The sequence below is a fragment of the Streptococcus sanguinis genome (genome assembly GCF_019929225.1).
GTDB lineage: Bacteria > Bacillota > Bacilli > Lactobacillales > Streptococcaceae > Streptococcus > Streptococcus sanguinis_J.
In genome coordinates this window covers 1-23,316 of record NZ_JAHZPA010000006.1, presented here as the reverse complement: position 1 = coordinate 23,316, position 23,316 = coordinate 1, and the positions used below count along the sequence as shown (strand labels likewise).

Annotated in this window: 21 protein-coding genes and 1 other RNA gene; 16 read left to right on the top strand and 6 right to left on the bottom strand. The window is 43.9% G+C overall.

The window, feature by feature from the left end; translation table 11 throughout:
• Positions 1 to 6 precede the first annotated feature (6 nt).
• The 4 genes from K1I80_RS09490 to K1I80_RS09475 all read left to right on the top strand — a co-directional run bounded on the left by K1I80_RS09490 (position 7) and on the right by K1I80_RS09475 (position 3,657).
• Complete coding sequence (locus K1I80_RS09490) at positions 7 to 1,065, top strand: AAA family ATPase (RefSeq protein WP_223312075.1); 1,059 nt, start codon at positions 7 to 9, stop codon at positions 1,063 to 1,065.
• Positions 1,066 to 1,086: 21 nt separating this feature from the next.
• Positions 1,087 to 1,902 carry a nicotinamide riboside transporter PnuC gene (gene pnuC, locus K1I80_RS09485; protein ID WP_223312076.1) on the top strand — a complete coding sequence of 272 codons (816 nt, stop codon included), beginning with the start codon at positions 1,087 to 1,089 and terminating at the stop codon, positions 1,900 to 1,902.
• A 56-nt stretch (positions 1,903 to 1,958) separates the two neighbouring features.
• Positions 1,959 to 2,747, top strand: coding sequence for an NUDIX domain-containing protein (locus K1I80_RS09480; protein WP_223313682.1), 789 nt, complete (start codon positions 1,959 to 1,961; stop codon positions 2,745 to 2,747).
• 235 nt (positions 2,748 to 2,982) lie between these two features.
• Positions 2,983 to 3,657, top strand: a complete 675-nt coding sequence (locus K1I80_RS09475) for a DUF6287 domain-containing protein (protein ID WP_125445543.1) — start codon at positions 2,983 to 2,985, stop codon at positions 3,655 to 3,657.
• 40 nt (positions 3,658 to 3,697) lie between these two features.
• On the opposite strand, the gene dusB is transcribed toward K1I80_RS09475, so the two are convergent.
• Positions 3,698 to 4,675 (bottom strand): tRNA dihydrouridine synthase DusB, encoded by a 978-nt coding sequence (gene dusB, locus K1I80_RS09470; RefSeq protein ID WP_185776924.1) that lies wholly within the window; start codon positions 4,673 to 4,675, stop codon positions 3,698 to 3,700.
• Positions 4,662 to 5,534 carry an Hsp33 family molecular chaperone HslO gene (gene hslO, locus K1I80_RS09465; RefSeq protein ID WP_125445544.1) on the bottom strand — a complete coding sequence of 291 codons (873 nt, stop codon included), beginning with the start codon at positions 5,532 to 5,534 and terminating at the stop codon, positions 4,662 to 4,664. The genes dusB and hslO overlap by 14 nt, the downstream gene beginning before the upstream one ends.
• Before the next feature lie 111 nt (positions 5,535 to 5,645).
• On the opposite strand from hslO, the gene K1I80_RS09460 reads away from it, so the two are divergent.
• Positions 5,646 to 6,464 (top strand): ADP-ribosylglycohydrolase family protein, encoded by an 819-nt coding sequence (locus K1I80_RS09460; protein WP_125445545.1) that lies wholly within the window; start codon positions 5,646 to 5,648, stop codon positions 6,462 to 6,464.
• 75 nt (positions 6,465 to 6,539) lie between these two features.
• Here K1I80_RS09460 and K1I80_RS09455 read toward each other — a convergent pair whose 3' ends face one another.
• From K1I80_RS09455 to gshAB, 3 genes are all read right to left on the bottom strand, one after another.
• Positions 6,540 to 7,796 carry a toxic anion resistance protein gene (locus K1I80_RS09455; protein ID WP_002907849.1) on the bottom strand — a complete coding sequence of 419 codons (1,257 nt, stop codon included), beginning with the start codon at positions 7,794 to 7,796 and terminating at the stop codon, positions 6,540 to 6,542.
• A 24-nt stretch (positions 7,797 to 7,820) separates the two neighbouring features.
• Positions 7,821 to 8,666 carry a hypothetical protein gene (locus K1I80_RS09450; RefSeq protein ID WP_223313681.1) on the bottom strand — a complete coding sequence of 282 codons (846 nt, stop codon included), beginning with the start codon at positions 8,664 to 8,666 and terminating at the stop codon, positions 7,821 to 7,823.
• 235 nt (positions 8,667 to 8,901) lie between these two features.
• Positions 8,902 to 11,154, bottom strand: coding sequence for a bifunctional glutamate--cysteine ligase GshA/glutathione synthetase GshB (gene gshAB, locus K1I80_RS09445; RefSeq protein WP_223313680.1), 2,253 nt, complete (start codon positions 11,152 to 11,154; stop codon positions 8,902 to 8,904).
• A 297-nt stretch (positions 11,155 to 11,451) separates the two neighbouring features.
• On the opposite strand from gshAB, the gene K1I80_RS09440 reads away from it, so the two are divergent.
• From K1I80_RS09440 to K1I80_RS09390, 11 genes are all read left to right on the top strand, one after another.
• The gene (locus K1I80_RS09440; protein ID WP_002899212.1) at positions 11,452 to 12,744 is read left to right on the top strand and encodes an adenylosuccinate synthase; all 1,293 of its coding nucleotides are present in this window, start codon (positions 11,452 to 11,454) and stop codon (positions 12,742 to 12,744) included.
• A 245-nt stretch (positions 12,745 to 12,989) separates the two neighbouring features.
• A complete protein-coding gene (gene tadA / locus K1I80_RS09435; protein WP_223313679.1) occupies positions 12,990 to 13,460 on the top strand; it encodes a tRNA adenosine(34) deaminase TadA in 471 nt (156 codons plus the stop codon).
• A gap of 28 nt (positions 13,461 to 13,488) precedes the next feature.
• Positions 13,489 to 13,587: signal recognition particle sRNA small type (gene ffs / locus K1I80_RS09430), an RNA gene on the top strand.
• Positions 13,588 to 14,061: 474 nt separating this feature from the next.
• The gene (locus tag K1I80_RS09425) at positions 14,062 to 15,411 is read left to right on the top strand and encodes a glucose-6-phosphate isomerase (protein ID WP_223313678.1); all 1,350 of its coding nucleotides are present in this window, start codon (positions 14,062 to 14,064) and stop codon (positions 15,409 to 15,411) included.
• A 134-nt stretch (positions 15,412 to 15,545) separates the two neighbouring features.
• Positions 15,546 to 16,403 carry a hypothetical protein gene (locus K1I80_RS09420; protein WP_223313677.1) on the top strand — a complete coding sequence of 286 codons (858 nt, stop codon included), beginning with the start codon at positions 15,546 to 15,548 and terminating at the stop codon, positions 16,401 to 16,403.
• A 79-nt stretch (positions 16,404 to 16,482) separates the two neighbouring features.
• On the top strand, positions 16,483 to 17,418 hold the full coding sequence (locus tag K1I80_RS09415; protein WP_223313676.1) for a hypothetical protein: 936 nt from the start codon (positions 16,483 to 16,485) through the stop codon (positions 17,416 to 17,418).
• Between the two features lie 30 nt (positions 17,419 to 17,448).
• Positions 17,449 to 18,462 carry a hypothetical protein gene (locus tag K1I80_RS09410; protein WP_223313675.1) on the top strand — a complete coding sequence of 338 codons (1,014 nt, stop codon included), beginning with the start codon at positions 17,449 to 17,451 and terminating at the stop codon, positions 18,460 to 18,462.
• 349 nt (positions 18,463 to 18,811) lie between these two features.
• On the top strand, positions 18,812 to 19,510 hold the full coding sequence (gene dapD, locus K1I80_RS09405) for a 2,3,4,5-tetrahydropyridine-2,6-dicarboxylate N-acetyltransferase (RefSeq protein ID WP_002917803.1): 699 nt from the start codon (positions 18,812 to 18,814) through the stop codon (positions 19,508 to 19,510).
• A 75-nt stretch (positions 19,511 to 19,585) separates the two neighbouring features.
• Positions 19,586 to 20,719, top strand: a complete 1,134-nt coding sequence (locus K1I80_RS09400; protein ID WP_002902113.1) for an N-acetyldiaminopimelate deacetylase — start codon at positions 19,586 to 19,588, stop codon at positions 20,717 to 20,719.
• Between the two features lie 20 nt (positions 20,720 to 20,739).
• On the top strand, positions 20,740 to 21,276 hold the full coding sequence (locus tag K1I80_RS09395; protein ID WP_223313674.1) for a 5-formyltetrahydrofolate cyclo-ligase: 537 nt from the start codon (positions 20,740 to 20,742) through the stop codon (positions 21,274 to 21,276).
• Positions 21,260 to 21,886 (top strand): rhomboid family protein, encoded by a 627-nt coding sequence (locus K1I80_RS09390; protein ID WP_223339041.1) that lies wholly within the window; start codon positions 21,260 to 21,262, stop codon positions 21,884 to 21,886. The genes K1I80_RS09395 and K1I80_RS09390 overlap by 17 nt, the downstream gene beginning before the upstream one ends.
• 23 nt (positions 21,887 to 21,909) lie before the next feature.
• Here the strand turns inward: K1I80_RS09390 and K1I80_RS09385 are convergent.
• A protein-coding gene (locus K1I80_RS09385; protein WP_223339040.1) for an IS3 family transposase occupies positions 21,910 to 23,261 on the bottom strand; the annotation gives its coding sequence in 2 pieces (ribosomal slippage) (positions 21,910 to 22,820 and positions 22,820 to 23,261; 1,353 coding nt in all).
• Between the last annotated feature and the right edge of the window lie 55 nt (positions 23,262 to 23,316).

Sequence of the window (23,316 nt, the reverse complement as noted above, 5' to 3'; positions counted from 1 at the left end):
AGAGCTATGAAAGAAAAAATTGCAATCGTATTTGGAACCTTTGCTCCCTTGCATCAGGGGCATATCGATTTGATTCAGAAAGCTAAGCGTTCTTACGACAAGGTACGCGTGGTGGTTTCTGGTTATCAGGGAGACCGTGGGCAGGAAGTGGGTCTGTCTCTGCAGAAGCGATTCCGCTATACGCGGGAGACTTTTGCTGATGATGAGCTGACCCAGGTTTATAAGCTAGATGAAACTTCTTTTCCTCGTTACCCTATGGGTTGGGACAAGTGGTTGCCAGGTTTATTGGAGTTGGTGGGCTATGATGCAGAACGCGAGGAGTTGATTTTCTTTGTCGGAGAATCAGACTATCAAGCGGAGCTGGTAAAGCGTGGTTTTGAAACCTGTTTGGAAGAGCGCCAGTTTGGTATCTCAGCTACGATGATTCGGGAAAATCCTAGTCGTTACTGGAAATATATCGCCCAACCTTTCCGTCGTCACTTTACTAAGAAAGTGCTGATTATGGGAAGCGCCAGCAATGGGAAAACAACCTTGGCTAAGGATTTGGCTCGTTACTATGATGCTCCAGTTAGTCTAGAATATGCTCGAGAATACCAGATTCAAAATAACGTGCGAGACGATGAGCTGACTCCTAAAGACTACTATTATCTGCTCTTAGGACAATATGCTCAGACTTCCCGCTTGATTGACAGCAGCGCCAATCGTGGTCTGGTCGTGGCTGATACGAATTCGTTGGTAACCAAGGCCTACTATGATTACTATCTGAAAGAAAGTCCGGTTCAAGACGAGGAAACAGATACTTTTGACAATCTCTTTGCCAGCATTTTGTCTAAGGAAAAATGGGATTTGATTCTCTTTGCTGAGCCGGTTGGGGCCTATGTCAACGATGGCTTTCGCGATATGAGTATGGCAGACGAGGCTATACGCAGTGATTTTTCCAGCTATCTGAAAAAACTGAAAGAGCAGTGCTTGGCTCATCTTCCGACGGTTTATCTGGCAGGCAGTTATTTGGACAATTATCAGGCGGCCAAAGAAGCGATCGACATGATTTATCAAGCGGATTAAAAAAGAAAGTGGTAAAATAGAATGGTAGTAAAAAATCAAAAACTCTCTCCTGCAGCTCTCTACGCAGGACTAAAACAAAAATCTCAAACCTTTGTTCAGAATTTCCGCAATGTCTGTGCGGCAGCTAAAAAACAAGGTTTTAGCGGCATAGCGAAATTGTTCTGGCAGGATTTATTTGGCGGGCGCAGCTTGACTCAATGGCTATACTTGCTTGCTCTTTCCAGTCTGCCTTTCATTCTGGAGTTCACCAGTGGTCAGGAGAAACATGACTGGCTGGGACTCTTTGCTTCCTGGACAGGAATTGTCTGCGTTATTCTAGTAGCTGAGGGGCGGGCCAGCAATTACCTCTTCGGAGCTGTTAATTCGGCAATTTACCTCTTACTGTCTTTTCAGGCTAGCTTTTACGGAGAAGTGTTGACTACAGTTTACTTCTTTGTTATGCAGCCAATCGGCCTTTATACTTGGCTGTCCAACCGGGTCAATGAGCAAGACAAGGAAGAGCCGTCTCATTTTGAAGCTAAGAAGTTAGACTGGCGTGGCTGGCTTAAATATTTGGCCTTGACTGCCTTGATTTGGATTGGCATGGGCTTTGCTTATAAGAGCATTCACAGTCACCGGCCTTTCCGTGATAGCGTGACAGATGCGACCAATGGTATCGGTCAGCTTCTCATGACTGGTCTCTACCGCGAACAGTGGATTTTCTGGATTGCGACCAATCTCTTCAGTATCTATCTCTGGTGGGGTAGCAACCTTCACATACAGGCTATGTACTGGGTCTATACTCTCAATAGTATCGTTGGATGGTATCAGTGGACCAAGGCAGTGAAGAAAGCTTAGACCAAAGCTTGAGATTTTTGATAGAAAAAGATAGCTTAGGAAAGGACGAAAAATTCATGACCAAACAGGATATCCCAGCGGGAATGTCGGAAAAAGAGTACTACGAAACCATGGCGGATGAGTCCGCCTTTTTGGCATGGTACAAGACACAGGATTTGCCCAAGTATGAGACGCCCAGCGTAACAGCAGATATGGTGGCTTACTGTTTTGTGGATGGTCAGGTGAAACTCTTGGTCATCAAGCGTAAGGCTCATCCTTATCAGAATAAATATGCCTTAGTCGGAGGTTTTGTGGACAAGCATGAGGATGCCTATCAAGCCTGCATTCGGGAAGTAAAGGAAGAGGTGGGGCTGGAGATACCGCTGGAAAAGGTGGAGCAACTGATGACGGTTTCTACTCCAGGACGTGATCCGCGCGGTTGGGTTATCACCATTGCCCATCTGGTCTATCTGCCGGCCATAGCAGTAGATCAAGCGCAAGCTGGGGATGATGCCAAGGAAGTCACCTTTCTTGATGTAGACTTTAAGACAAGGAGTTTTAGAGACGGTGAGCGGGTCCTGACAGCAGAGGACTTTGCCTTTGACCACTACCAAATCCTGCTGGAATCTATCAAGCGGATTCAGGGGCGACTGGACTGGAATCCAACTTTTCTTCATCTGCTGGAATCGCCGTTTACTGTCTATGAAGGGACTGAGCTGGTCAATCTCATATCGTCTAGACGACCTATTGTTAGCAATAATTTTTTAGTAAAATTTGGAGAATACTTGGAGGAGGCTGGTGTTAAGCGCGTGCCAAAGAAGAAGCCGAGAAAAGTGTATCGGCTGAAGGCAGAAAAATCAAATTAAAAGAAAGTTGATCATATATTTCTCTTGCAGGACAAATTTGTCCTGTTTTTTCATTTTTAATTACGAATAGATAAGTAGGAGCGTGTTTCTCATGACAGAAGAAGCAGATTGAGAAACAAAACTTCAATTGAGAAAAAATTTTTCAAAGAATCTTGCATAAATGATTGACATATAAAAACCACAGTGTTACAATAATGTTACAAAAAGATTTCTTAATATTACAAGGAGACAAAAGATGAAAACACGTACTTATACAAAAATGATGGCAGCTGCAGTTCTGGCTTCTAGTTTGCTTTTAGGGGCATGTGGTAAGAAAGAAGAAAGTGCAACAAGTGCTAGTTCTAGTAAGGCTGTTCAAGCTTCTTCTAGCTCAAAAGTTGCGTCATCCAGCAAGGCCGGCGCTTCTCCTAAGGTTAATAATAGAGCTTCTTCAGAAGGAGCAGTTAGCCAGCCTGGACAAGCCGAAATTCCTGCTGGTCAGCAACAGTCTACTGTCGAAGCACCTCAAGCCCAACAAACGCAGCCGCAGCAAGCTTCAGGTCGACAAAATACTCAGAGTCAAGCAACTCAACCAGCCCAAGCACCGGAAAGCAATCGCCAGCTTCAGAATAAGCAGGCAGCTAGCAATGCTCGCTATAAAGGTGTCTTGACTATGGTGGATGGGGATTTCTCAGCGGCTGCTGGTACTTGGAAGGATGCCAATGGAAATACTGTGACTGTATCAGGTAATGGTCAGTTCACCGTCCAGTCTGCAGATGGAAAGACTGATAATTATTCCATCGCTTCCTACTCCTATACGCTGGATGATGGCAAATACAATGCGCAGTTAAGCGGACAAGGCAATGCCAATCTGCAGATTACAACAGGGGCAGATGGTTCAGTAACAAGCGTTGTGGTAACTCAACCTTAAACATAAGGAAAAAGGAAGTCCAATGGGCTTCCTTTCGTTTTTATTTTTGAATTTGCAGGAGTTCTTCGATTTCAGCTAGACTTTCAGCTTGCGAAATAGCACCGCGGAGTTTGGCTGCTCCGGCAGTACCGCGCAGATAGTGCGGAGCTAGGCCCCGGAATTCGCGGATAGCCACATATTCTCCTTTGAGATTTACCAAGCGGGAGAGGTGGTCGTGGGCGATTTTCATCTTGTCCTCAAAGCTGAGGTCTGGAAGAACTTCGCCTGTTTCAAAGTAGTGGTTGATTTGGTTAAAGAGATAAGGATTTCCCATAGCTGCTCGACCTACCATGACGGCATCAGCACCGACTTCCTCAATACGCTGTTTAGCATCTTGGACGCTGCGGATATCACCGTTAGCGATGAAAGGAATCTTAGTCAGAGCATGGGCTACGTCGTGCAAGGTCTCAAGATCAGCATGACCAGTATACATTTGCTCGCGGGTGCGGCCGTGCATAGCCAGGGCGGAGACTCCGGCGGCTTCGGCTGCTAGAGCGTTTTCTACAGCCAGTGAGCTGTCGGACCAGCCAGTCCGCATCTTGACTGTCAGAGGAATATCCAGAACGGACTGAACTTTATTGATAATTTTATAGATTTTCTCAGGATCCTTGAGCCATTTAGCTCCAGCTTCGTTTTTGACAATTTTATTGACCGGGCAGCCCATATTGATATCGACAATATCCGTCTTGGTGTTTTCTTGGATAAATTCTGCTGCGCGGGCTAAACTGTCTTCGTCGCTGCCGAAAAGCTGGATAGAAACAGGATTTTCTCCCTCATCAATATGGAGCATGTGGAGGGTTTTTTCGTTGTTATACTGGATACCCTTGTCAGAGACCATTTCCATGACGACCAGGCCTGCTCCTAGCTCTTTGGCAATGGTACGGAAAGCAGAGTTGGTTATGCCGGCCATAGGCGCCAGAACTGTGCGGTTGGGAATTTCAACATTTCCAATCATAAAAGGGGTATTAAGATTTATCACGAATCAGTTCCTCCAAGTCATTTTGGTCAAAGTGATAGGCTGTCTGGCAGAATTGGCAGACGATTTCAGCCCCTTGGTCTTGGTCACGCATCTCTTCTAAGTCAGTCTTTGGCAGGGTAGCCAAGGCATTCATGAAGCGCTCTTTGCTACAGTCGCACTGGAAGCGGATTTTCTCTTCAGATAGGCGTTTGTATGGCTCATCACCATAGATGGCAGCCAGCAGAGCTTCGATATGGTCATCGGATTCCAGCAGTTTTGAGATAGCAGGCATTTCTTGGATTCTCTTCTCAAAGCGGGCGATTTCAGCTTCCTTGGCACCAGGCAGAACTTGTACCAAGAAACCGCCAGCAACCTTGACTTTATCATTCTCATCCAAGAGGACATTGAGACCAACTGCGGAAGGTGTTTGCTGGCTTTCGGTCAGGTAGAAGGCTAGGTCTTCGCCGATTTCTCCAGAGATGAGAGGAGTCATGGAGTTGTAAGGATTTCCAGTACCATAGTCCGTGATGACGAGGAATTCGCCTTGGCCGACAAAAGGACCAACTAGAACCTCACCGGTGGCAGTCTTTTTGATATCTACACCGGGATTTTGCACATAGCCTTTGACAGTGCCCTCGGTATCTGCCACTGTGATGATAGCGCCTAGTGAGCTGGTCCCGAGGACCTTGACGGTAATCTTGGTCTGGCCTTTTTCATTTGCAGCTAAAATTTGACTGGCAATCAGTGTGCGACCAAGTGCAACAGTAGAGCTTGCTTGAGTTTGATGTTTTTCTTGAGCGGTCCGAACCGTCTCTGTGCTATCCAGCACATAAGCTCGGAAAGAACCATTTTCTGAGATAGTTTTGATAATTTTGTCCATACCTTTTATTTTAACACAAAATAGAAAAACAAGCGCGCGACCGCGCTTGTTTTTTGGGGTTAGGAAGCATTTTAAGATCAAAAGTAGTATAATAAAACAAAGGAGGCTAGCATGAACCAATCTTTGAAAGCGGCAGTCTATGGTTTGGCGGTGGCGGATGCATTAGGAGTTCCGTATGAATTTTTAACCCGAGGCAGTTTTAAAGCGATTGAGATGACGGGTTTTGGCAGCCATCAGCAACCGGCTGGGACTTGGTCAGATGATACCAGCCTTGTTTTGGCGACCTGTGATTCTATTAGGGAAAAAGGTAAGATTGACCCTGTCGATATGCAGCAGCGGTTTAAAAATTGGCTCTTCGAGGGAGCCTACACGCCAGATGGTCTGACTTTTGATGTAGGAAATGCGACTCGCGAAGCTTTGACAAGGGGACACGGTCTATCTGATGAATATTCCAACGGGAATGGTTCTTTGATGCGCATTCTGCCCCTAGCCTTTACTGAGGCTGGTCCATCCGATATTGAGGCTGTTTCCAGCATTACACATGCCCATGCGACTTCCGTAGAGGCCTGCCAGCTTTATGTGGATATTGCTCGTAGGCTCTTAAAGGGTGAGCAACTATCGGAAATACTATCAGGCTTAGAGACTAGCAAGACCTATGCTCGGTTGCAAACTTTAGCAGAGCTGACCGAAGATGACATTCGCTCTAGTGGCTATGTGGTGGATACCTTGGAAGCGGCACTTTGGTGCTTGCTGACTAGCACTTCTTATGCGGAAACCGTCCTGAAAGCTGTTAATTTGGGCGATGACACTGATACAGTAGCAGCAGTTGCTGGCGGCCTGGCTGGTATCATCTATGGTTTGGAAGGGATTCCTGACAACTGGTTAGCCCAGCTGCGTAATAAAGAACTGCTGGAAAGCTGCTTGTTTTAAAGGGATAATCGGAAGACAGGACTGTATTGATCATTTAAAAAGTAAAACAGTAAAAGAGCCACCTAGGCTCTTTTATTATTCTGTCGTTAATTCCTTCTGGGCTTCCTTGCCTTGGTCCAACAGGGCTTGGATAATCTTTTGATCACGCAGTTTGACAGAGTTGTTGATGGTCTCTGCAGACTGGATAACAGTAGCTTCTAGCAGAGCGCGTTTTTCCCGTCCTTTATCAATGGCTTCGATAATGCCTTGATTTTGTGCGACGAGGCTTTCTGCCAGCTTAGTGACAGACTCAACAGCGATAGTAGGGCTTTGGGAAATCCGCTCCAGCTGAGGAATGACTTCCTTGCTCGTTTCGGCGAGCATTTGCAGGGCAGCGTTATTCGCATTAGAGATGGCGTCAGCTACCTGACCAGACTTCATCGATTGCTGGAGAATGCCTAGCTGGGCGATAGACAGCTTCATAGTTGGAATAGTATTGCGACGGAGCATTCCAAGTTTTTGGCGCATATCAGAGGAAACCTTGACCAGATTACGCATTTGAGGAGTCGTCGCCCAAGCTACATAGAGACGGCTGACATATTCAGTATGTTGCTGCTCTAAGGTATTGACCACCTCTGTCATTCGGGCTAATTCTTGCGATTTGACTTGGTAGTCAACGGTTGTCATATCTAACTGAGCAACTTCAGCCTGCAGTTTGAGCGCTCGATTGCCAGATTCTTGCTGAGCAGCTTCGATAAAGGAAATAACTCCGACTAGGTTTTCAATCGATTTGGTATTGTCCTCAATCAGCATTTCAGCAGAAACAATATTGCGAGCCAGAACATCTTCTTGTTTGACGACGGTTGCAGCCATGCCGTCCATTTTCTGCTCAATATTTTGTGAATCAAAATAGAATTCTTGAAGAGTGTTTTTGCTCTGTTTGAAGAGTTTTTCTAGGAAATTAGGCTTTTTGTCCAGTTCTGCTACTTGAGCATCCTTGTATTTTGCGACAAAGCCATTGAGTTCTTTGTTGGTGTTTTTTAAGAGCTCATCTACCTGGGGAATTTGTAATTTTTTCTGCTCGGCCAAGATACGATTGACAGTACCGTTGACTTCTTCTACAGCAGATTGGCCAAAGTCCAGCAAGGCATTTTGGTCCGATACGAAATTATCCACCAGCTGAGGGGCTTTAGCCGTAATCGCACTCTGTTGCTCAGGAGTCAGTTTTTCCAGAAAAGTTAGCTGGCCATTTTCTTGAGTCGTATTAGCTTCGATGATTTCTGTTGTTTTGTCGCTTTTGCTGATGGCATTGTTAGCAATTTTATCAATGTCAAAATTAAATTCTTGGCTCATAGTTTCTCCTTTGGTTTATCTAGCTTAAAAGCCAGTGTCTGTTTGCTTTTCTTTGTCTAAGATACGCAAGCTAATGTCAAAGTCCCTCAAATCAGCTTCATTTAACTGGCGCAGCGCTTCGTCTAGATCCAAGTCAAACTGCTCTATAGCTGCTTTGGCCTTGGCTAGCCGCTCCTCTGCATTGTAAAAATCTTTGGGAGAAGCTTTGATTTTGAGGTAGCCTTCTAAAATATCTTCGTAGTGCTCCATCTGGGACTGATGAATGGCAGTCAGCTCTTCCTTATTGTTGCTTTCGGATTGAGAGATTTTTTGAAGAATGGCCTCATGGTCAATCTGAATATTGCGAACCGTAGCGACCAATTCTGGGGCTAGCTCTTCTAGACTAGTTTTCTTAGGCTGCGCTTCTTTTCGTTTTTTCTCTCGTTCAATCTTTTTCAGTTGTTCATCGATTTCATCGGTGACAGTACGAATTTTGGTCTGGATTCGCTGGTAGACAGAAGTAGGAATTTCTCCTCGTAGGTCGTTAGCAGCATTTTTGATATAGGTTAGCTGGGGAAGAATTTCTAGAGCTAAATTCTGATAGCTTTCTTGGTCCCCATCTTCTTGGTGGGCTTCCAATTTTTTTATGCGGCGGTCAGCCTGACCAATTTCTGATTTCAAATCTTCAATACGGCCAATGCTGGCTTGCTTTGCTTCAATCCGAACTTTTTTCTGGCTTTGGTGGCGATAGATTCCGTAACCAATAGCCCCCAGAATAGCTATGGGAATTAGATAGCTGGCTACAGCTCCAGAACCAAATACAAATACAAGTATCCAAATCCAGCTAAACCATTCTGGTTGCTGGTTAGAATCATCCTTTTTTCTCGACATGGACTTTGCTCTTTCTTCTCAATGTGATATCTCTATTTTAACATAAAAGCTGGTTTTTGAAGGATAAAGATTGAAATGATTTTATATATTGAGACCATTTTTTATATTTGCTTAATTCAAAAAGACATTTGATTCCTATCAATAAAGCAAGCGTCATTTCTAAAACGAAAGTTTCTTCGTTTCTCTCAAGTATTCAAACAAAAATCGCAGGGCATTCCTTGCGATTCGTGTTTTATCAGTCCATTTCTGGGAAAAGTTTGGCCAGTATTTTAGGTGTGATGCTTTGTCCCGGTCCCTCAGCACAATAGGTGTGCATATACATAGAGGGGTTGAAGTTGAGCTCGATGCAGGTACAGTTGGGATTTTCTTTTGTGGAAATAGCAGAGCTGTCAGGGATGATTAGGTCAACGCCACAAGCCCAAGCTCCCATAGCCCTTGCCATGTCCGCAGCGAGTTCCTTATAAGATGGGTGCATGCTGTTTGTGACATCGATCGAGTCTCCGCCAGTAGAAATATTGGAATTGCGGCGCAAGTCAACCTTAACTCCAGCAGGCAGGATATCATCTGGTCCATAACCTTGCTGGTCCAGCATGAGCAGTTCAATGTCCCCCAGTTCAATGATTTCGAGTGGTGAACGATGGTCTCGCCCGCGCAGAGGATTGTCATTTTTGATGGCAACCAATTCTCTCACGGTATGCTGACCGTCTCCGACGACATTGGCTGCTACTCGCAAGAGGACTGCCTCACACTGACCGTCTAAGACAAAGAAACGGTACTCTGTTCCAGCGATAAATTCTTCGACTAAGACAGCAGTGTCTTCTGAAAAAGCGATCTCCAAAGCCTTGCGATAAGCTTCCAGACTAGCTGGTTCTTGGAAGATAGAGATGCCCAGTCCGAAGTTAGTTGACTTTGGTTTGACAACAATTTGACGGTCTTTAATCAAAGGGTAATAGGCTAGTCCATCCTCTAGGGAAGAAAATTCTGATCCAGCCGGAACGGGAAAGTCAGCTGCTGCCAAAATCTTTTTAGTGACTGTTTTATTGGCCATGGCCAGAGGGATGACATAGTTATCCTTGGAGGTCATGTTGCCGTTCTTGACATATTCCACATGGTGATCATGCCAAAGCTTGAGAAATTGGTCGTTTTCATCTAAGATGTCGACATTCAGCCCCTTCTGAATAGCATCAAAGAGCAGCATCTGAGTGGATAATTCCATATTTTCATAGCCTTTGAGGGCATAAGGAGCAGTCCAAGCGTAGCGGTGATACTCCTCCGCTTTGTCTAGTCCAAAGGCTATTAAAGAATCCTGATGAATATGAGGCAGGAGTTGGCCAGATAGGGTTAGCTGAGGATTCAGAAGTGCTTCTTTAAGTTGCTGAAGCAAGGTTTGGTAGTAAGTTGGCAGTTCAAAATGTTGAATGAGCTCTTCCATGGCTTGAAGAATAGCCGAGCTGTCTGCCTCATCGGGTAGGGCAGTCAGCGGTTGGCTGCAAGCAATTTTTTGGTTCAAGTCGTGGGCAGCTTTTAATGCCGTATCAACATTTTCTACATCATCTAACCAGAGCAGGCTCAGTAAAAAGAGATGGACGGTATCTAAGGTCTCTTGGCTAATGCCTAAATGGTCAAAAGGATTGAGATCAAAGCAGCGGAATTCCAGATAAGTGATGCCTTGCTCCAGATAGGCACGATTGTGCTTCTGTCCACGGAAGCGAACGGCTGAGTAAAATTCCTTTTCAGCGCTGAGCTCACCTGACTGAACGTAGTTTTCAATATCAGTTACATATTGCTCCAAAGAAGCGTAGGACACCTGAATATTCTCGTCATTGACATAACCATAGTCGCTGTTACGAAAAGAGCGGATAGGCTGGGGAACGTCCTGACTGTAGAAGCCAGCTTCTGCCAAAGGGGCAGCACCGTAGAGATAGGTTAAAATCCAGCGAAAGCGCAGAAAGTTTCGAGCCAGCTTGAGATAGAGGTCGTTTTTAAAGTCCTTGAGTGACTGGTGGGAGCTGGCTTGAAAGAGAGCAGTGACCAGATCTTTCCCTAGTTCCATATTGTAGTGGATGCCGGAGATGGCCTGTAGTTTTTTGCCATATTTTTCCGCTAAGCCCTCTCGGTAGTGGCGTTCATAGTCGTTTTCCAGATGGGCGATGGCAATCTCTTCTTCCGTCAGCTGTGGTGGCATGGACAGAGGCCAGAGGCGTTCATTCTGGTCAATCGAGCGACCAGCCACATCGCTAATAGCTCCCAGTAAGCGTCGTGCTTCCTTAGTCGAGTGAGCGATAGGTGTAATTAGTTCCAGTTGTTGCTCGCTGAAGTCTGTTTGGATGGTTGGGTGGAAATTGCGGGAACCAAGCTGACTCGGATGAGCAGTTTGAGCTAAGTGTCCATCAGTTGTCACCCGCAGATTTTCCCTCTCCAGACCAAAGGTCGCTTGGAGAATGGGGCTTGCTGTATCCAGTTTCTGCAGTAATTGATTAATCGTCATCGTTTCACCGTCCTATGATAGTAATTTTAGTCTATTACAAACAGAAAAAGAAAACAAATTTTCGCTACGATTTTACAAAAATTCCGAACTTTTATTTTTAATAAACTAATAAATTTCAGAAAATACAGATTTTTTAAAAATTTAATTCGTTTTCAAAAGGGAAAAAGCAAATCAAGAATGGGTCTCACCTTGAAAAATTGTTAAATTTTTCATATAATGAGGTATAAAACATAATCGCAGGTGAGATTCCTGCCTGCTTTTCAAGAAAGGAAGAGCTGCTTCAGCTCAGACAAAATTATGACATCAGTAGTTGTTGTAGGAACCCAGTGGGGAGATGAAGGAAAAGGGAAGATTACAGACTTCCTTTCAGCTAATGCCGAAGTGATTGCCCGCTATCAGGGTGGTGACAATGCCGGCCATACTATCGTGATTGACGGCAAGAAGTACAAGCTGCACCTGATTCCGTCAGGGATTTTCTTCCCAGAAAAAATTTCTGTTATTGGAAATGGAATGGTGGTCAATCCCAAATCTCTGGTCAAAGAATTGAACTACCTGCATGAAGAGGGTGTGACGACAGACAACCTTCGTATCTCTGATCGAGCGCATGTCATCCTGCCTTACCATATCGAGCTGGATCGCCTGCAGGAAGAAGCAAAAGGTGACAATAAAATCGGGACGACAATCAAGGGAATTGGCCCTGCCTATATGGACAAGGCTGCCCGTGTCGGTATCCGAATTGCTGACCTTTTGGATAAAGATATTTTCAGAGAGCGCTTAGAGCGTAATTTAGCTGAGAAAAACCGTCTCTTTGAGAAGTTGTACGATAGTACAGCAATCAGCTTTGATGATATTTTTGAAGAATACTATGAATATGGTCAGCAAATCAAGCAGTATGTGACCGATACCTCTGTCATCCTCAACGATGCGCTGGATCAAGGGAAGCGAGTGCTCTTTGAAGGGGCTCAAGGGGTTATGCTGGACATTGACCAAGGTACTTATCCATTTGTAACTTCTTCTAATCCGGTTGCGGGGGGAGTCACCATCGGTTCCGGTGTTGGTCCGAGCAAAATTGACAAGGTAGTTGGTGTCTGCAAGGCCTACACCAGTCGGGTCGGAGATGGACCATTCCCAACAGAGCTTTTCGATGAAGTTGGTGACCGCATTCGTGATATCGGCCACGAATATGGTACTACCACTGGCCGTCCGCGTCGGGTAGGCTGGTTTGACTCGGTTGTTATGCGCCATAGCCGCCGTGTGTCAGGGATTACCAATCTTTCGCTTAACTCCATCGATGTATTGAGCGGTCTGGATACAGTGAAAATCTGTGTAGCCTATGACTTGGATGGGCAGCGAATTGACCATTACCCCGCTAGTCTGGAACAGCTCAAGCGCTGCAAGCCGATTTACGAAGAGCTGCCGGGTTGGTCAGAGGACATCACCGGTGTCCGCAGTCTGGAAGACTTGCCAGAAAATGCCCGCAACTATGTTCGCCGAGTAAGTGAGCTGGTTGGCGTTCGCATTTCTACCTTCTCAGTCGGTCCTGGCCGTGAGCAGACTAATATCTTAGAAAGTGTTTGGTCTAATTTATAAAAAAAAGTCAGCACAAGGAAATTGCTTCTTGTGCTTTTTTGTAAGAAAATTTCATCTTAAGATTCATTTAAGATATATATTTTATACTAACGGCATAAACAAAGACCTCCTAACTTTGTTTAAAAATCCTAAACTTTTTCATAATAATCTCCTGAAAGTCACCCCAGTGGTGGCTTTTATTTTTTCTAAGAAGTGTAGCAGGCTTGTGGTATAATGAGATAGACGACTATAGTTTTAGAAAGACAATGATGAATTATACGATTGAAGAAAAAGAAGCATTTATGCGGGAAGCTTTGAAGGAGGCGGAGATTGCCCTAGCTCATGATGAAATTCCTATCGGCTGTGTTTTGGTTAAAGAAGGGAAGATTATAGGCCGCGGTCACAATGCACGTGAGGAGCTGCAACAGGCTGTTATGCATGCGGAAATTATGGCTATAGAAGAGGCGAATCGGCATGAAAATAGCTGGCGCTTGCTGGATACAACGCTTTTTGTGACCATTGAGCCATGTGTCATGTGCAGCGGAGCGATCGGTCTAGCGCGCATTCCTCACGTTGTCTATGGAGCAGCAAATCAGAAATTTGGTGCAGCTGGTAGCCTGTATGATATTTTGACAGATGAGCGCCTGAATCACCGAGTAGAGGTGGAAACAGGTGTTCTCCAAGAAGATTGCGCTCAAATCATGCAGGAATTTTTCAGACAGAGAAGAAAAAAATAAAATTAGCCAAAATCAAAAGTTTGTGTTATACTAATTAACGGAGCAACAGTTTTGCGTGAAGCGGGTCAGGGGAGGAATCCAGCAGCCCTAAGCGAAGTAAGCTGTGTGCTCTTTTCTATTGCTCTTAATGAATCAAGCCTGAAAGGCGCAGATGAATCTTAGAGCAATGGATGCAGTTTTTCCCATAAGGGAAAAAGCTGTAAACCGGATAGAGTCTTTGAGTGAATTAAGTCCGAAGGACACAAAAGAACTTAGGTACATTGATGCAGTTTGAGCGAAGCGATATCTACGTTCCGATGTTGAATGAATCAAGCCTGAAAGGCACAGATGAATATTGGAGCAGTGAATCTAGTTCGAATAGACCTGAAATGAATTCAGCTGACATCCAATCTTAAGAAGCATATTGGCTTTCTTGTCAATCGAAAATATTCTTCTCAATATACTTAAATTTGTTGACTTACGCAAACGATTGCTTTCAGATGGCTACTAGGATTAGCTCATTTATAAAAAATTAAATTGGAAGCGTTTTAAAACAATAAATTACTTGCTAAATCAGTATGAAAGCGATATGATAGAGTGGAATAAAAATTGGAGGAATATCATGCCACATATTAAATTTGATTATTCAAAAGTTTTAGACAAATTTGTCGCCCCACATGAAGTGGAGTACATGCAATCACAAGTAACAGCTGCAGACGAATTGATCCGCAAAGGAACTGGTGCTGGAAGCGACTTTTTGGGTTGGTTGGACCTTCCTGAAAATTATGACCGTGAAGAATTTGACCGCATCTTGAAAGCTGCAGAGCAAATCAAATCAGATAGCGATGTCTTGGTTGTTATCGGTATCGGTGGATCTTACCTTGGTGCTAAAGCAGCTATCGACTTCTTGAATCACCACTTTGCTAACTTGCAAACAAAAGAAGAACGCAAAGCGCCACAAATCCTTTACGCTGGAAACTCAATTTCATCTACTTACCTTGCTGACTTGGTAGAGTATGTTGCAGACAAAGACTTCTCAGTAAACGTGATTTCTAAATCAGGTACAACAACTGAACCAGCTATTGCTTTCCGCGTCTTCAAAGAACTCTTGGTTAAGAAATACGGTCAAGAAGAAGCCAACAAACGTATCTACGCAACAACTGACCGCCAAAAAGGTGCTGTTAAGATTGAAGCAGATGCCAATGGTTGGGAAACATTTGTGGTTCCAGATGACATCGGTGGACGCTTCTCAGTATTGACCGCAGTTGGATTGCTTCCAATCGCTGCATCAGGAGCAGACATCAAAGCCCTTATGGAAGGTGCCAATGCAGCACGTAAAGACTACACTTCAGACAAACTTTCAGAAAATGAAGCTTACCAATACGCAGCCGTTCGTAACATTCTTTACCGCAAAGGCTACGCAACTGAAATTTTGGTAAACTACGAGCCATCACTTCAATACTTCTCAGAATGGTGGAAACAATTGGCTGGTGAGTCAGAAGGGAAAGACCAAAAAGGTATTTACCCAACTTCAGCTAACTTCTCAACTGACTTGCACTCATTGGGTCAATTTATCCAAGAAGGAACTCGTATCATGTTTGAAACAGTTGTCCGTGTTGACAAACCACGCAAGAACGTGATTATCCCTAGCTTGGAAGAAGACCTTGACGGACTTGGTTACCTTCAAGGAAAAGACGTTGACTTTGTAAACAAAAAAGCGACTGACGGTGTTCTTCTTGCCCACACAGATGGTGATGTACCAAACATGTATGTGACTCTTCCAGAGCAAGATGCTTTCACTCTTGGCTACACCATCTACTTCTTCGAATTGGCCATTGCCCTTTCAGGTTACTTGAATGCCATCAATCCATTTGACCAACCAGGGGTTGAAGCCTACAAGAGAAATATGTTTGCTCTTCTTGGTAAACCAGGATTTGAAGAATTGAGCAAAGAATTGAATGCACGTCTGTAATAGGAAACGCAGCCTCCCTTAAGGGAGGTTTTTTGATTGGAAGAATAATTTATGTTATAATATTGTAAAATTTGTCATTGTTTTTCAATGTTTTCGCAATATGACAAATCAATAAAATTTATAAGGAGAAAAGTATGTCAGATAAAGATGGTCAAGGTCAAGTGCAAGGGGCTTGGCAAGAAAATCAAACTAGCCAGCCATTGCAAGGGAATTTCCAGCAGATTCAGCCGCAAGGATTGCCTGATAAGAAAGGCAATATCGGAAAAGTCATAGGACTTTCAATTTTTGCTCTCATAATTGGTCTTTTGATTGGCAGCGGTTCAGCTTATTTTATCGGCAAGCAGGCGCAGACAAATAAGGATATACAAAGGATTAAGCGTCTGAGTAAGGCTCAGGAAGAAGCCCGAGACAAGAGTGACAGCTTTACTACAGACGGGCAGTCGGTTCAGTTTAATTGGACTTTGAAAGACTTGGGACGGTTGAGCTATACAAATGATGAAGGATTAGGTCTGACGGCTGATCAAATCGTTGAAACTTATGGCTTGGCTAGTTCAGCAGAATATGATCGTAATCGTCTGTTACTCCGATGGGGCCCTTCTGTCAGGGACAAGGAGCAAAATATTTCTTTTCAATTTGATAAAGTTGACCAGAACTACTATCTGAGGCAAGTGGTAGTTGGAGATTCTTTTAAAGAATATAGAAAAGGGAAGGAAACGACAGATTGGAGCGTATTATCTCCCAAAGACCTTGAACGTTTGAAAAAAGGAGACAAGGAAACCGGTGAAGGAGGAACAGCTTTATCAGAGGTCCTGAAGAAGCATCCTGTTCCGTCAGAAATTGTCATCGCAACCGAACGTGACGTGGATAATAAGATTATCTCCAACCGTCTGATTGCTGAGGTGACTTATAAAACAGAAGATAGTTATAAATATCTTCTGTTTGTAGGCCAGCCAGATGGAAATTTCTTATATATAAAGTCAGAGGAAATGTAAGTTTTTAGTTATTTAGTTTATCTTTTGTGACTGATTGATTTCAAAGCATTTCGTTATTAAAAGAGAACTGATAAGACTATTGGAAATAAACAAGAAAGAGGAAAGAAGATTGACAGAACAGCAAACACAGCATTCTTTTGAGCCTTCAAGGAATGCTCAGTCGCAAGAGAAATTCCCGCATCATTTTCAACCTCAGCAAGGCCATGTTTCAAGTCCGCAGGGACCAACCCCACCTTTGGCCAAGAATAAATCTTGGAAAGGAATCCTGATAGGCGGAGCCTTGCTCTCTCTTGGTCTTGGACTAATCGGAGGGGGAATCTGGGGCTATAGAATGGGAGTAGCGGAGGTCATCAAAGGGGAATATCCTGTGCTACATCCTTTAGCAGATGCTGGGGGATCAAAGAGGGATCAATCAGACTGCTACATTGATCCCGATACTACTGAGTTCAAGTGGGATATTGATAGTTTGTCAGAGTTACGGTTCAATACTATTCAGACAGATATGAATGGTACTTCTGTGGAAGATATTCTTGATAAATATGGCAAGGCTTTAAAAGAAGAGATCTCTCGTGACAGCCTTGATTTAGAGTGGGGAACGCTTCAAGATTCTGATGATGAGGAAGACGGTCCAATTTATTATACAGATCAAACTGCTTCTCTGGATTTTGAGAAGAAAAAAGATGGTTTCTATCTGAATAGCCTTCATATCTATAATATTCGCTTTGAAGGAAGTAAACATAATGCTGAGGACGAAGCGATGGCGGCTGATTACTTTGAAAAATTGAAAAAAGGCGATGCAAAGACTGGTAAGGATGGCATTTCCTATAAGGAAGTTTTTAAGGAATATGGCAGTCCGAGGAGTATCTATATTCGTGTAGATGAAGATTTCAGTGAGGATACTAGTCAAACCATTATGGAGGCGGCTTATGACGCTCCTAATGATGGAACTTATAGGTTGTTATTCGTTCAGCAGGAGGACGGAAACTATCTTTTGTCCACTACTGCCAATAAATAAAACAGAACTCAAATAATAAAAGGAGAAACGATGTCAGAACAAAATAAACCGCAGGAACAAACTTTAGAAGGATTGGCTCCGTATCCACAGCAAGTCCAGTCATCAGACTCAGGACAATTTGTAGCTAACTCAACAGAGGGGCAGCCTCTCCCAGCAGAAGGGGGCAGTCCTGAAATGCCGAATCCTAATCAAGATTTTGGTGTTCAGCAACCCATTTTTGACGCTCCACAGCAGCAGATGCCTCAGCAGGATAATTGGGGAAATCCCGCTTTTCAAGAAGCAATTCCTCAGGGATTTAATCCAACTGGTCAGAACTTTGCCGGACCACAGCAAGCTGCAAACTTCGCTGGCCAGCCAAGTCCAGAGCCAAAGAAAAATAGTACGGGCAAGCTGATAGGATTTTTAGGAATAGGTCTGGCAGCGGGACTATTGCTAGGAGGTCTTGGCGGCTATTTCCTAAATGATTTTATGGGTGGGGGAAGTGTGCCAAGTCTGTCTCGAAAGGGACATCAAAGCGATGTTGCTTCTTTTGTGGCTCCGTCAAAAGAGGATGTATATGAGTGGGAAGTGAAAGACCTTGAAAAGCTGAGCATTGTTAGTGCGGATGATGAAGGATTGACCCCTGAACAAGTAGTCAAAGATTTTGGCTTGGCCAGCAGTGTGACGTTTCAAGAAGAAGGGCTCTCATTGTCTTGGTTACCTGACTCTAGTTATACCACTCTGACCTTTATGAAACACGAGGATGGCAGCTACCATCTTCAGGGTATGAGTATTATGCCCGGCAGTGACGACTATGATAAAAAGGTATCTGGCCAGATTACAGAGAGCTTAAAGACGGGTGATGCGGAAACAGGCGAGGGCGGTTCCTCCTTTAAAGAAGTAATCAAGGAATACCCAGAATATCAACATATTTCAGTTTATGGGGATGGTGAATCAGAGCCGAAGATGCTTGTAAACTATGAAACCTCTTCAAATAAGGAGATAACTTTGACTTTTATCCGTCAGGAAAACGGACAGTATCTATTGAGTAATCTTTCTAAATAGAATAAATGAATAGGGGTGCTTATCTCACAAGCTGGAAGCTCTGAACGGTACGCAAAAGATCAAAATGACCATTGACGCCAACACTGGAAACATTTTGAACGAAAGAATTAAATAATATCGTTGGTATATGGTTTGGAATTGCTTTGTTAGGCACGGACGAAAGTTCGTGTCTTTTTACAATCTGTATCTCATGTAGAGAGTCTTATAGGAGTTTTGCAATCCCCTTTTTTGTGTTATAATATTGTCTAATCAAGCTTCTTGGTTTACTTCAATTGTTCTTCAAGTTGTTGGAGATTGAGGAGATAAACAAACTAAAAGGCTAAATCATTCACGAATCGAGGGAAAAATCATGTCTGCTACTAAAATGAACGCTCAAGAAATTATCAAATTTATCGCTGATGCCAAGAAAAAAACTCCGGTCAAGGTGACCTTTGATGGAGAATTGCACGGTTCGATTCCTTGGTCTGTTGTGAAGTTAGGCAATGTTCTTTTTGGAGACTGGGAAGAAATTAAGCCACTCCTAGTGAACTTAGAGGAGAATAAGACCTATGTCGTAGAGCAGGATGCCCGCAACTCTGCGGTGCCGCTTTTGGACAAGCGCGATATCAATGCCCGTATTGAGCCGGGTGCTATTATTCGAGACCAAGTTGAAATTGGCGACAATGCTGTCATCATGATGGGGGCGGTCATCAATATCGGTGCAGAAATTGGTGCTGGGACCATGATTGATATGGGTGCTATTCTGGGTGGCCGAGCGATTGTTGGCAAAAATAGCCACGTCGGTGCTGGTGCTGTTCTGGCGGGGGTCATTGAGCCTGCTAGTGCTGAGCCAGTTCGGGTTGGAGACAATGTGCTGATTGGTGCCAATGCGGTTGTGATCGAAGGTGTACAAATTGGCAGTGGTTCCGTTGTTGCGGCTGGTGCGATTGTGACCCAGGATGTTCCGGAAAATGTAGTAGTTGCTGGCGTTCCAGCACGAGTTATCAAGACCATTGACGAGAAGACCCAGCAGAAGACAGCTCTGGAAGACGCTCTGCGTACTCTTTAAAAATAGCATAAAATGAATTGTTTGGGTGTGACCCAACGATCTGACTAGTCTGACAAGATTTTAAAGGAAAGAAAAATGCTTGATTATTTGAAAATTCGCCGTGATTTACACCAGATACCAGAAATCGGTCTGGAAGAATATAAGACTCATGCCTACCTGATGCAGGTCATTGATGGCCTGACAGCTGGCCTAGACTTTGTGGAAATCCGAACTTGGCGGACTGGTATTTTGGTCTTTATCAAGGGAAGTTCACCAGATAAGACGATTGGCTGGCGGACAGATATTGATGGTTTGCCGATTGTGGAGGATACAGGACTGGACTTTGCCAGTACTCATGAAGGTCGCATGCATGCCTGCGGACATGATATGCACATGACGGTGGCTCTAGGTCTGCTGGAACAAGCTGTGAGCGCTCAGCCTACCCACAATCTGCTCTTTCTCTTTCAGCCTGCTGAGGAAAATGAAGCTGGCGGAATGCTCATGTATGAAGACGGTGCTTTTGGCGACTGGCTGCCGGATGAGTTTTACGGCCTCCATGTGCGGCCGGATCTCAAAGTTGGTGATATTGCGACTAACAGAGGAACTCTCTTTGCTGGCACCTGTGAGGTCAAGCTGACTTTTAAGGGGAAGGGAGGCCATGCGGCCTTTCCTCATGAAGCCAATGATGCTTTGGTGGCGGCTAGCTACTTTATCACCCAGGTGCAGACCATTGTCAGTCGCAATGTCGATCCTATCGAGGGGGCGGTTGTAACCTTTGGTTCGCTCCATGCTGGCACGACCAACAATGTCATCGCAGAAACGGCCTTTTTGCATGGCACCATTCGGACTCTGACTCAGGAGATGAACCTCTTGACCCAGAAACGTTTACGGGAAATAGCAGAGGGGATAGCCCAAAGTTTCGGTCTGGAATTGGACTTGGAGCTTAAACAAGGTGGTTATCTGCCTGTAGAAAATCATCCTGATCTGGCAGGTGAACTGATGGACTTTTTCCAGAAGGAAGAAGGAGTGGAGCTGATTGATATTGCGCCGGCTATGACAGGCGAGGATTTCGGTTATCTGCTCAGTAAGGTCAAGGGCGTCATGTTCTGGCTGGGAGTGGATAGTCCCTATGCCCTCCATCATCCCAAGATGACACCGGATGAGGCCGCACTGCCCTTTGCTATTGAAAAGATTGGGAAATTCCTAGATTATAAAATCAACGAAAGATAAGAAAAAGGTGGACGAGCTACATGAAAAAAGAGCTGAGACAAACTGTACTGAACCAGATGAAGACACTGTCAGGAAAAGAAAAAGAGCAGGCAGATAACTGGCTGACCCAGCACTTGCTCAGTTCAGCAGCTTATCAAAAAGCTCAGGTTATTGCTACCTACCTTTCTATGCCGCATGAAGTCTCAACTGCATCCTTTATCAAGCAGGCTCAATTGGACGGCAAGCGGGTTTTAGTGCCTAAGACCTATGGCCAGGGTCGGATGATATTTGTGGATTATGATGAAAGTTGCCTGCAAAAAAGCTCTTTTGGTCTTATGGAGCCGATAAGTGAAGAGGCTGTGGATAAGACAGAAGTTGATCTGATTCATGTTCCGGGTGTGGTCTTCAATTCTCAAGGCTTTCGGATTGGTTATGGCGGTGGCTACTATGACCGCTATCTAGCTGATTTTGCGGGAGCGTCTATCAGCAGCATCTATAGTTTTCAAAAATCTGATTTTGAGCCCGATTATCACGATATAGCAGTAAAGGAAGTGTTGACTTATGAACTACATCTATGATAAAAAATATCCTGTGACCAGTGTTTTGTTAATTCTAACAACACTTGTCTTTGTGGGGATGCTTATTTTACGTGGTTTTTCTTATGCTGAAGCACAAACTGTCTTTGAATTTGGAGCAGTTTTTTCTCCGACCATTATCATGTATCCTACTCAGATATGGCGTCTTTTTTCTGCTATCTTTGTGCATATTGGCTTGGAGCACTTTGTGGTAAATGTCATTACTCTTTATTTTATTGGACGGCAGGCAGAAGACATTTTTGGCTCACGAAATTTCTTTCTGCTCTATATGATGTCTGGCCTAATGGGAAATATCTTTGTCTTCTTTTTCAGTCCAGATGCTCTATCAGCAGGAGCTTCAACCGCCTTGTTTGGACTTTTTGCCTCTATCGTGACCCTGCAATATGTCGTTCGCGACAGCTACATTCAGCAGCTGGGGCAGTCTTATATGACCTTGATTGTGGTTAATATCATCTTTAGTTTCATGCCTGGCATCAGTCTGGCTGGGCATTTGGGTGGTTTGATTGGTGGCATACTCTGCGCGGTCATTCTTCCTGTCAAAGGCTCAAGCAATGCTTTTAAACCAGTTCAGCGCTGGCTAGTAATGTACTGACCCCAAAAAGTTAGACAAATAATTTAAGTGAAGGATTTAGTTCTGTATTGTACAGGACTAAGTCCTTTTAGTTTGACTTCGATTCGTTTGTTGTTGTAGTAATCAATATAGTCTACAATAGCTTGTTCCAGTTGTTTAAGTGACTGAAACGTCTTCTCATAACCGTAAAACATCTCAGATTTAAGAATGCCAAAGAAGGACTCCATCATGCCGTTGTCTGGGCTGTTGCCTTTGCGTGACATGGATGGCTGAATTCCCTTACTCTCTAGAAAGCGATGATAAGAATCATGTTGGTATTGCCAGCCTTGATCGCTATGGAGAATCGTATTCTCATAGCGTTTCTCTGTRAATGCCTGTTCCAACATCGTTTTTACTTGTTCTAAATTTGGTGAAGTAGAAAGATGATAAGCGATGATTTCACTGTTAAAACCATCTAAAACTGGCGATAAATACAATTTCTGCCTGCTATTTGGAATGGCAAACTCTGTCACATCCGTATAGCACTTTTCCATTGGCTTGGATGCTTCAAACTGGCGTTGAATGAGATTCTCTGCTTTCTTGCCAATCTCTCCCTGATAAGAGGAATACTTCCGTTTCCGACGAATTCGAGCCACTAAACCAAGGACTTTCATCAGCCGTTGGACCTTTTTATGATTGACTACGAAGCCACGATTTCTTAGTTCAAGAGTAACTCTCCGATAGCCATAATTTCCTTTATGCTCACTATAAATTGACTGAATTTCAGCTTTAAGTCCTTGATTCTTCTCTGGTTGATCTAGCTGTTTTAAGTGATAGTAGTAAGTTGAGCGAGCTAAATGTGCCGTTTCAAGAAGTAAATCTAGTCGGAATCCTCCTGAAACCATTTCTCTAACTGTCTCTGCCTTTCTCGCTGTAAGGCTTCGTCCCTGTCTTCTAGCTCTTTTAACTTTTTTAGGTAGGCCACCTCGGTACGTAGACGCTCATTCTCCTCTTGAAGTCGCTCTAATTCTGTCATTTCTTCCCAAGTTTTCTTCCGTTTACGTCCCATCCTAGCTGGCCTTCCTCTTGTTTTCTCAACAATAGTATACCCGTTTTTCTTGTATTGTGCCAGCCAATTTGGAAGTAATCCACTACTTGGGAGAGCATAATCCAGAGATACGCTTAGTTGCGAACGACCTTCAATCAAAACCTTATTGATAATTGCTTGTTTTAATTCAGGAGAGTAATAACGGTTTTTCCCTTTTTTGACACTTTCTATTCCGTAGCGATCAATCAATCGGATTAAGTAATCAAGATTTGAAAGGTTCATTCCATATTTTGCTGAAAGCCGCTTTAAGCTGATTCCTTGTTTTCTTAGTTCATAGATTCGAACTTTATCCTCATAAGTTAATTTCATTTAAAAACACCCCAAAAGTTAGATTTTTTCTGTCTAACTTTTGGGGTGCGGTTCA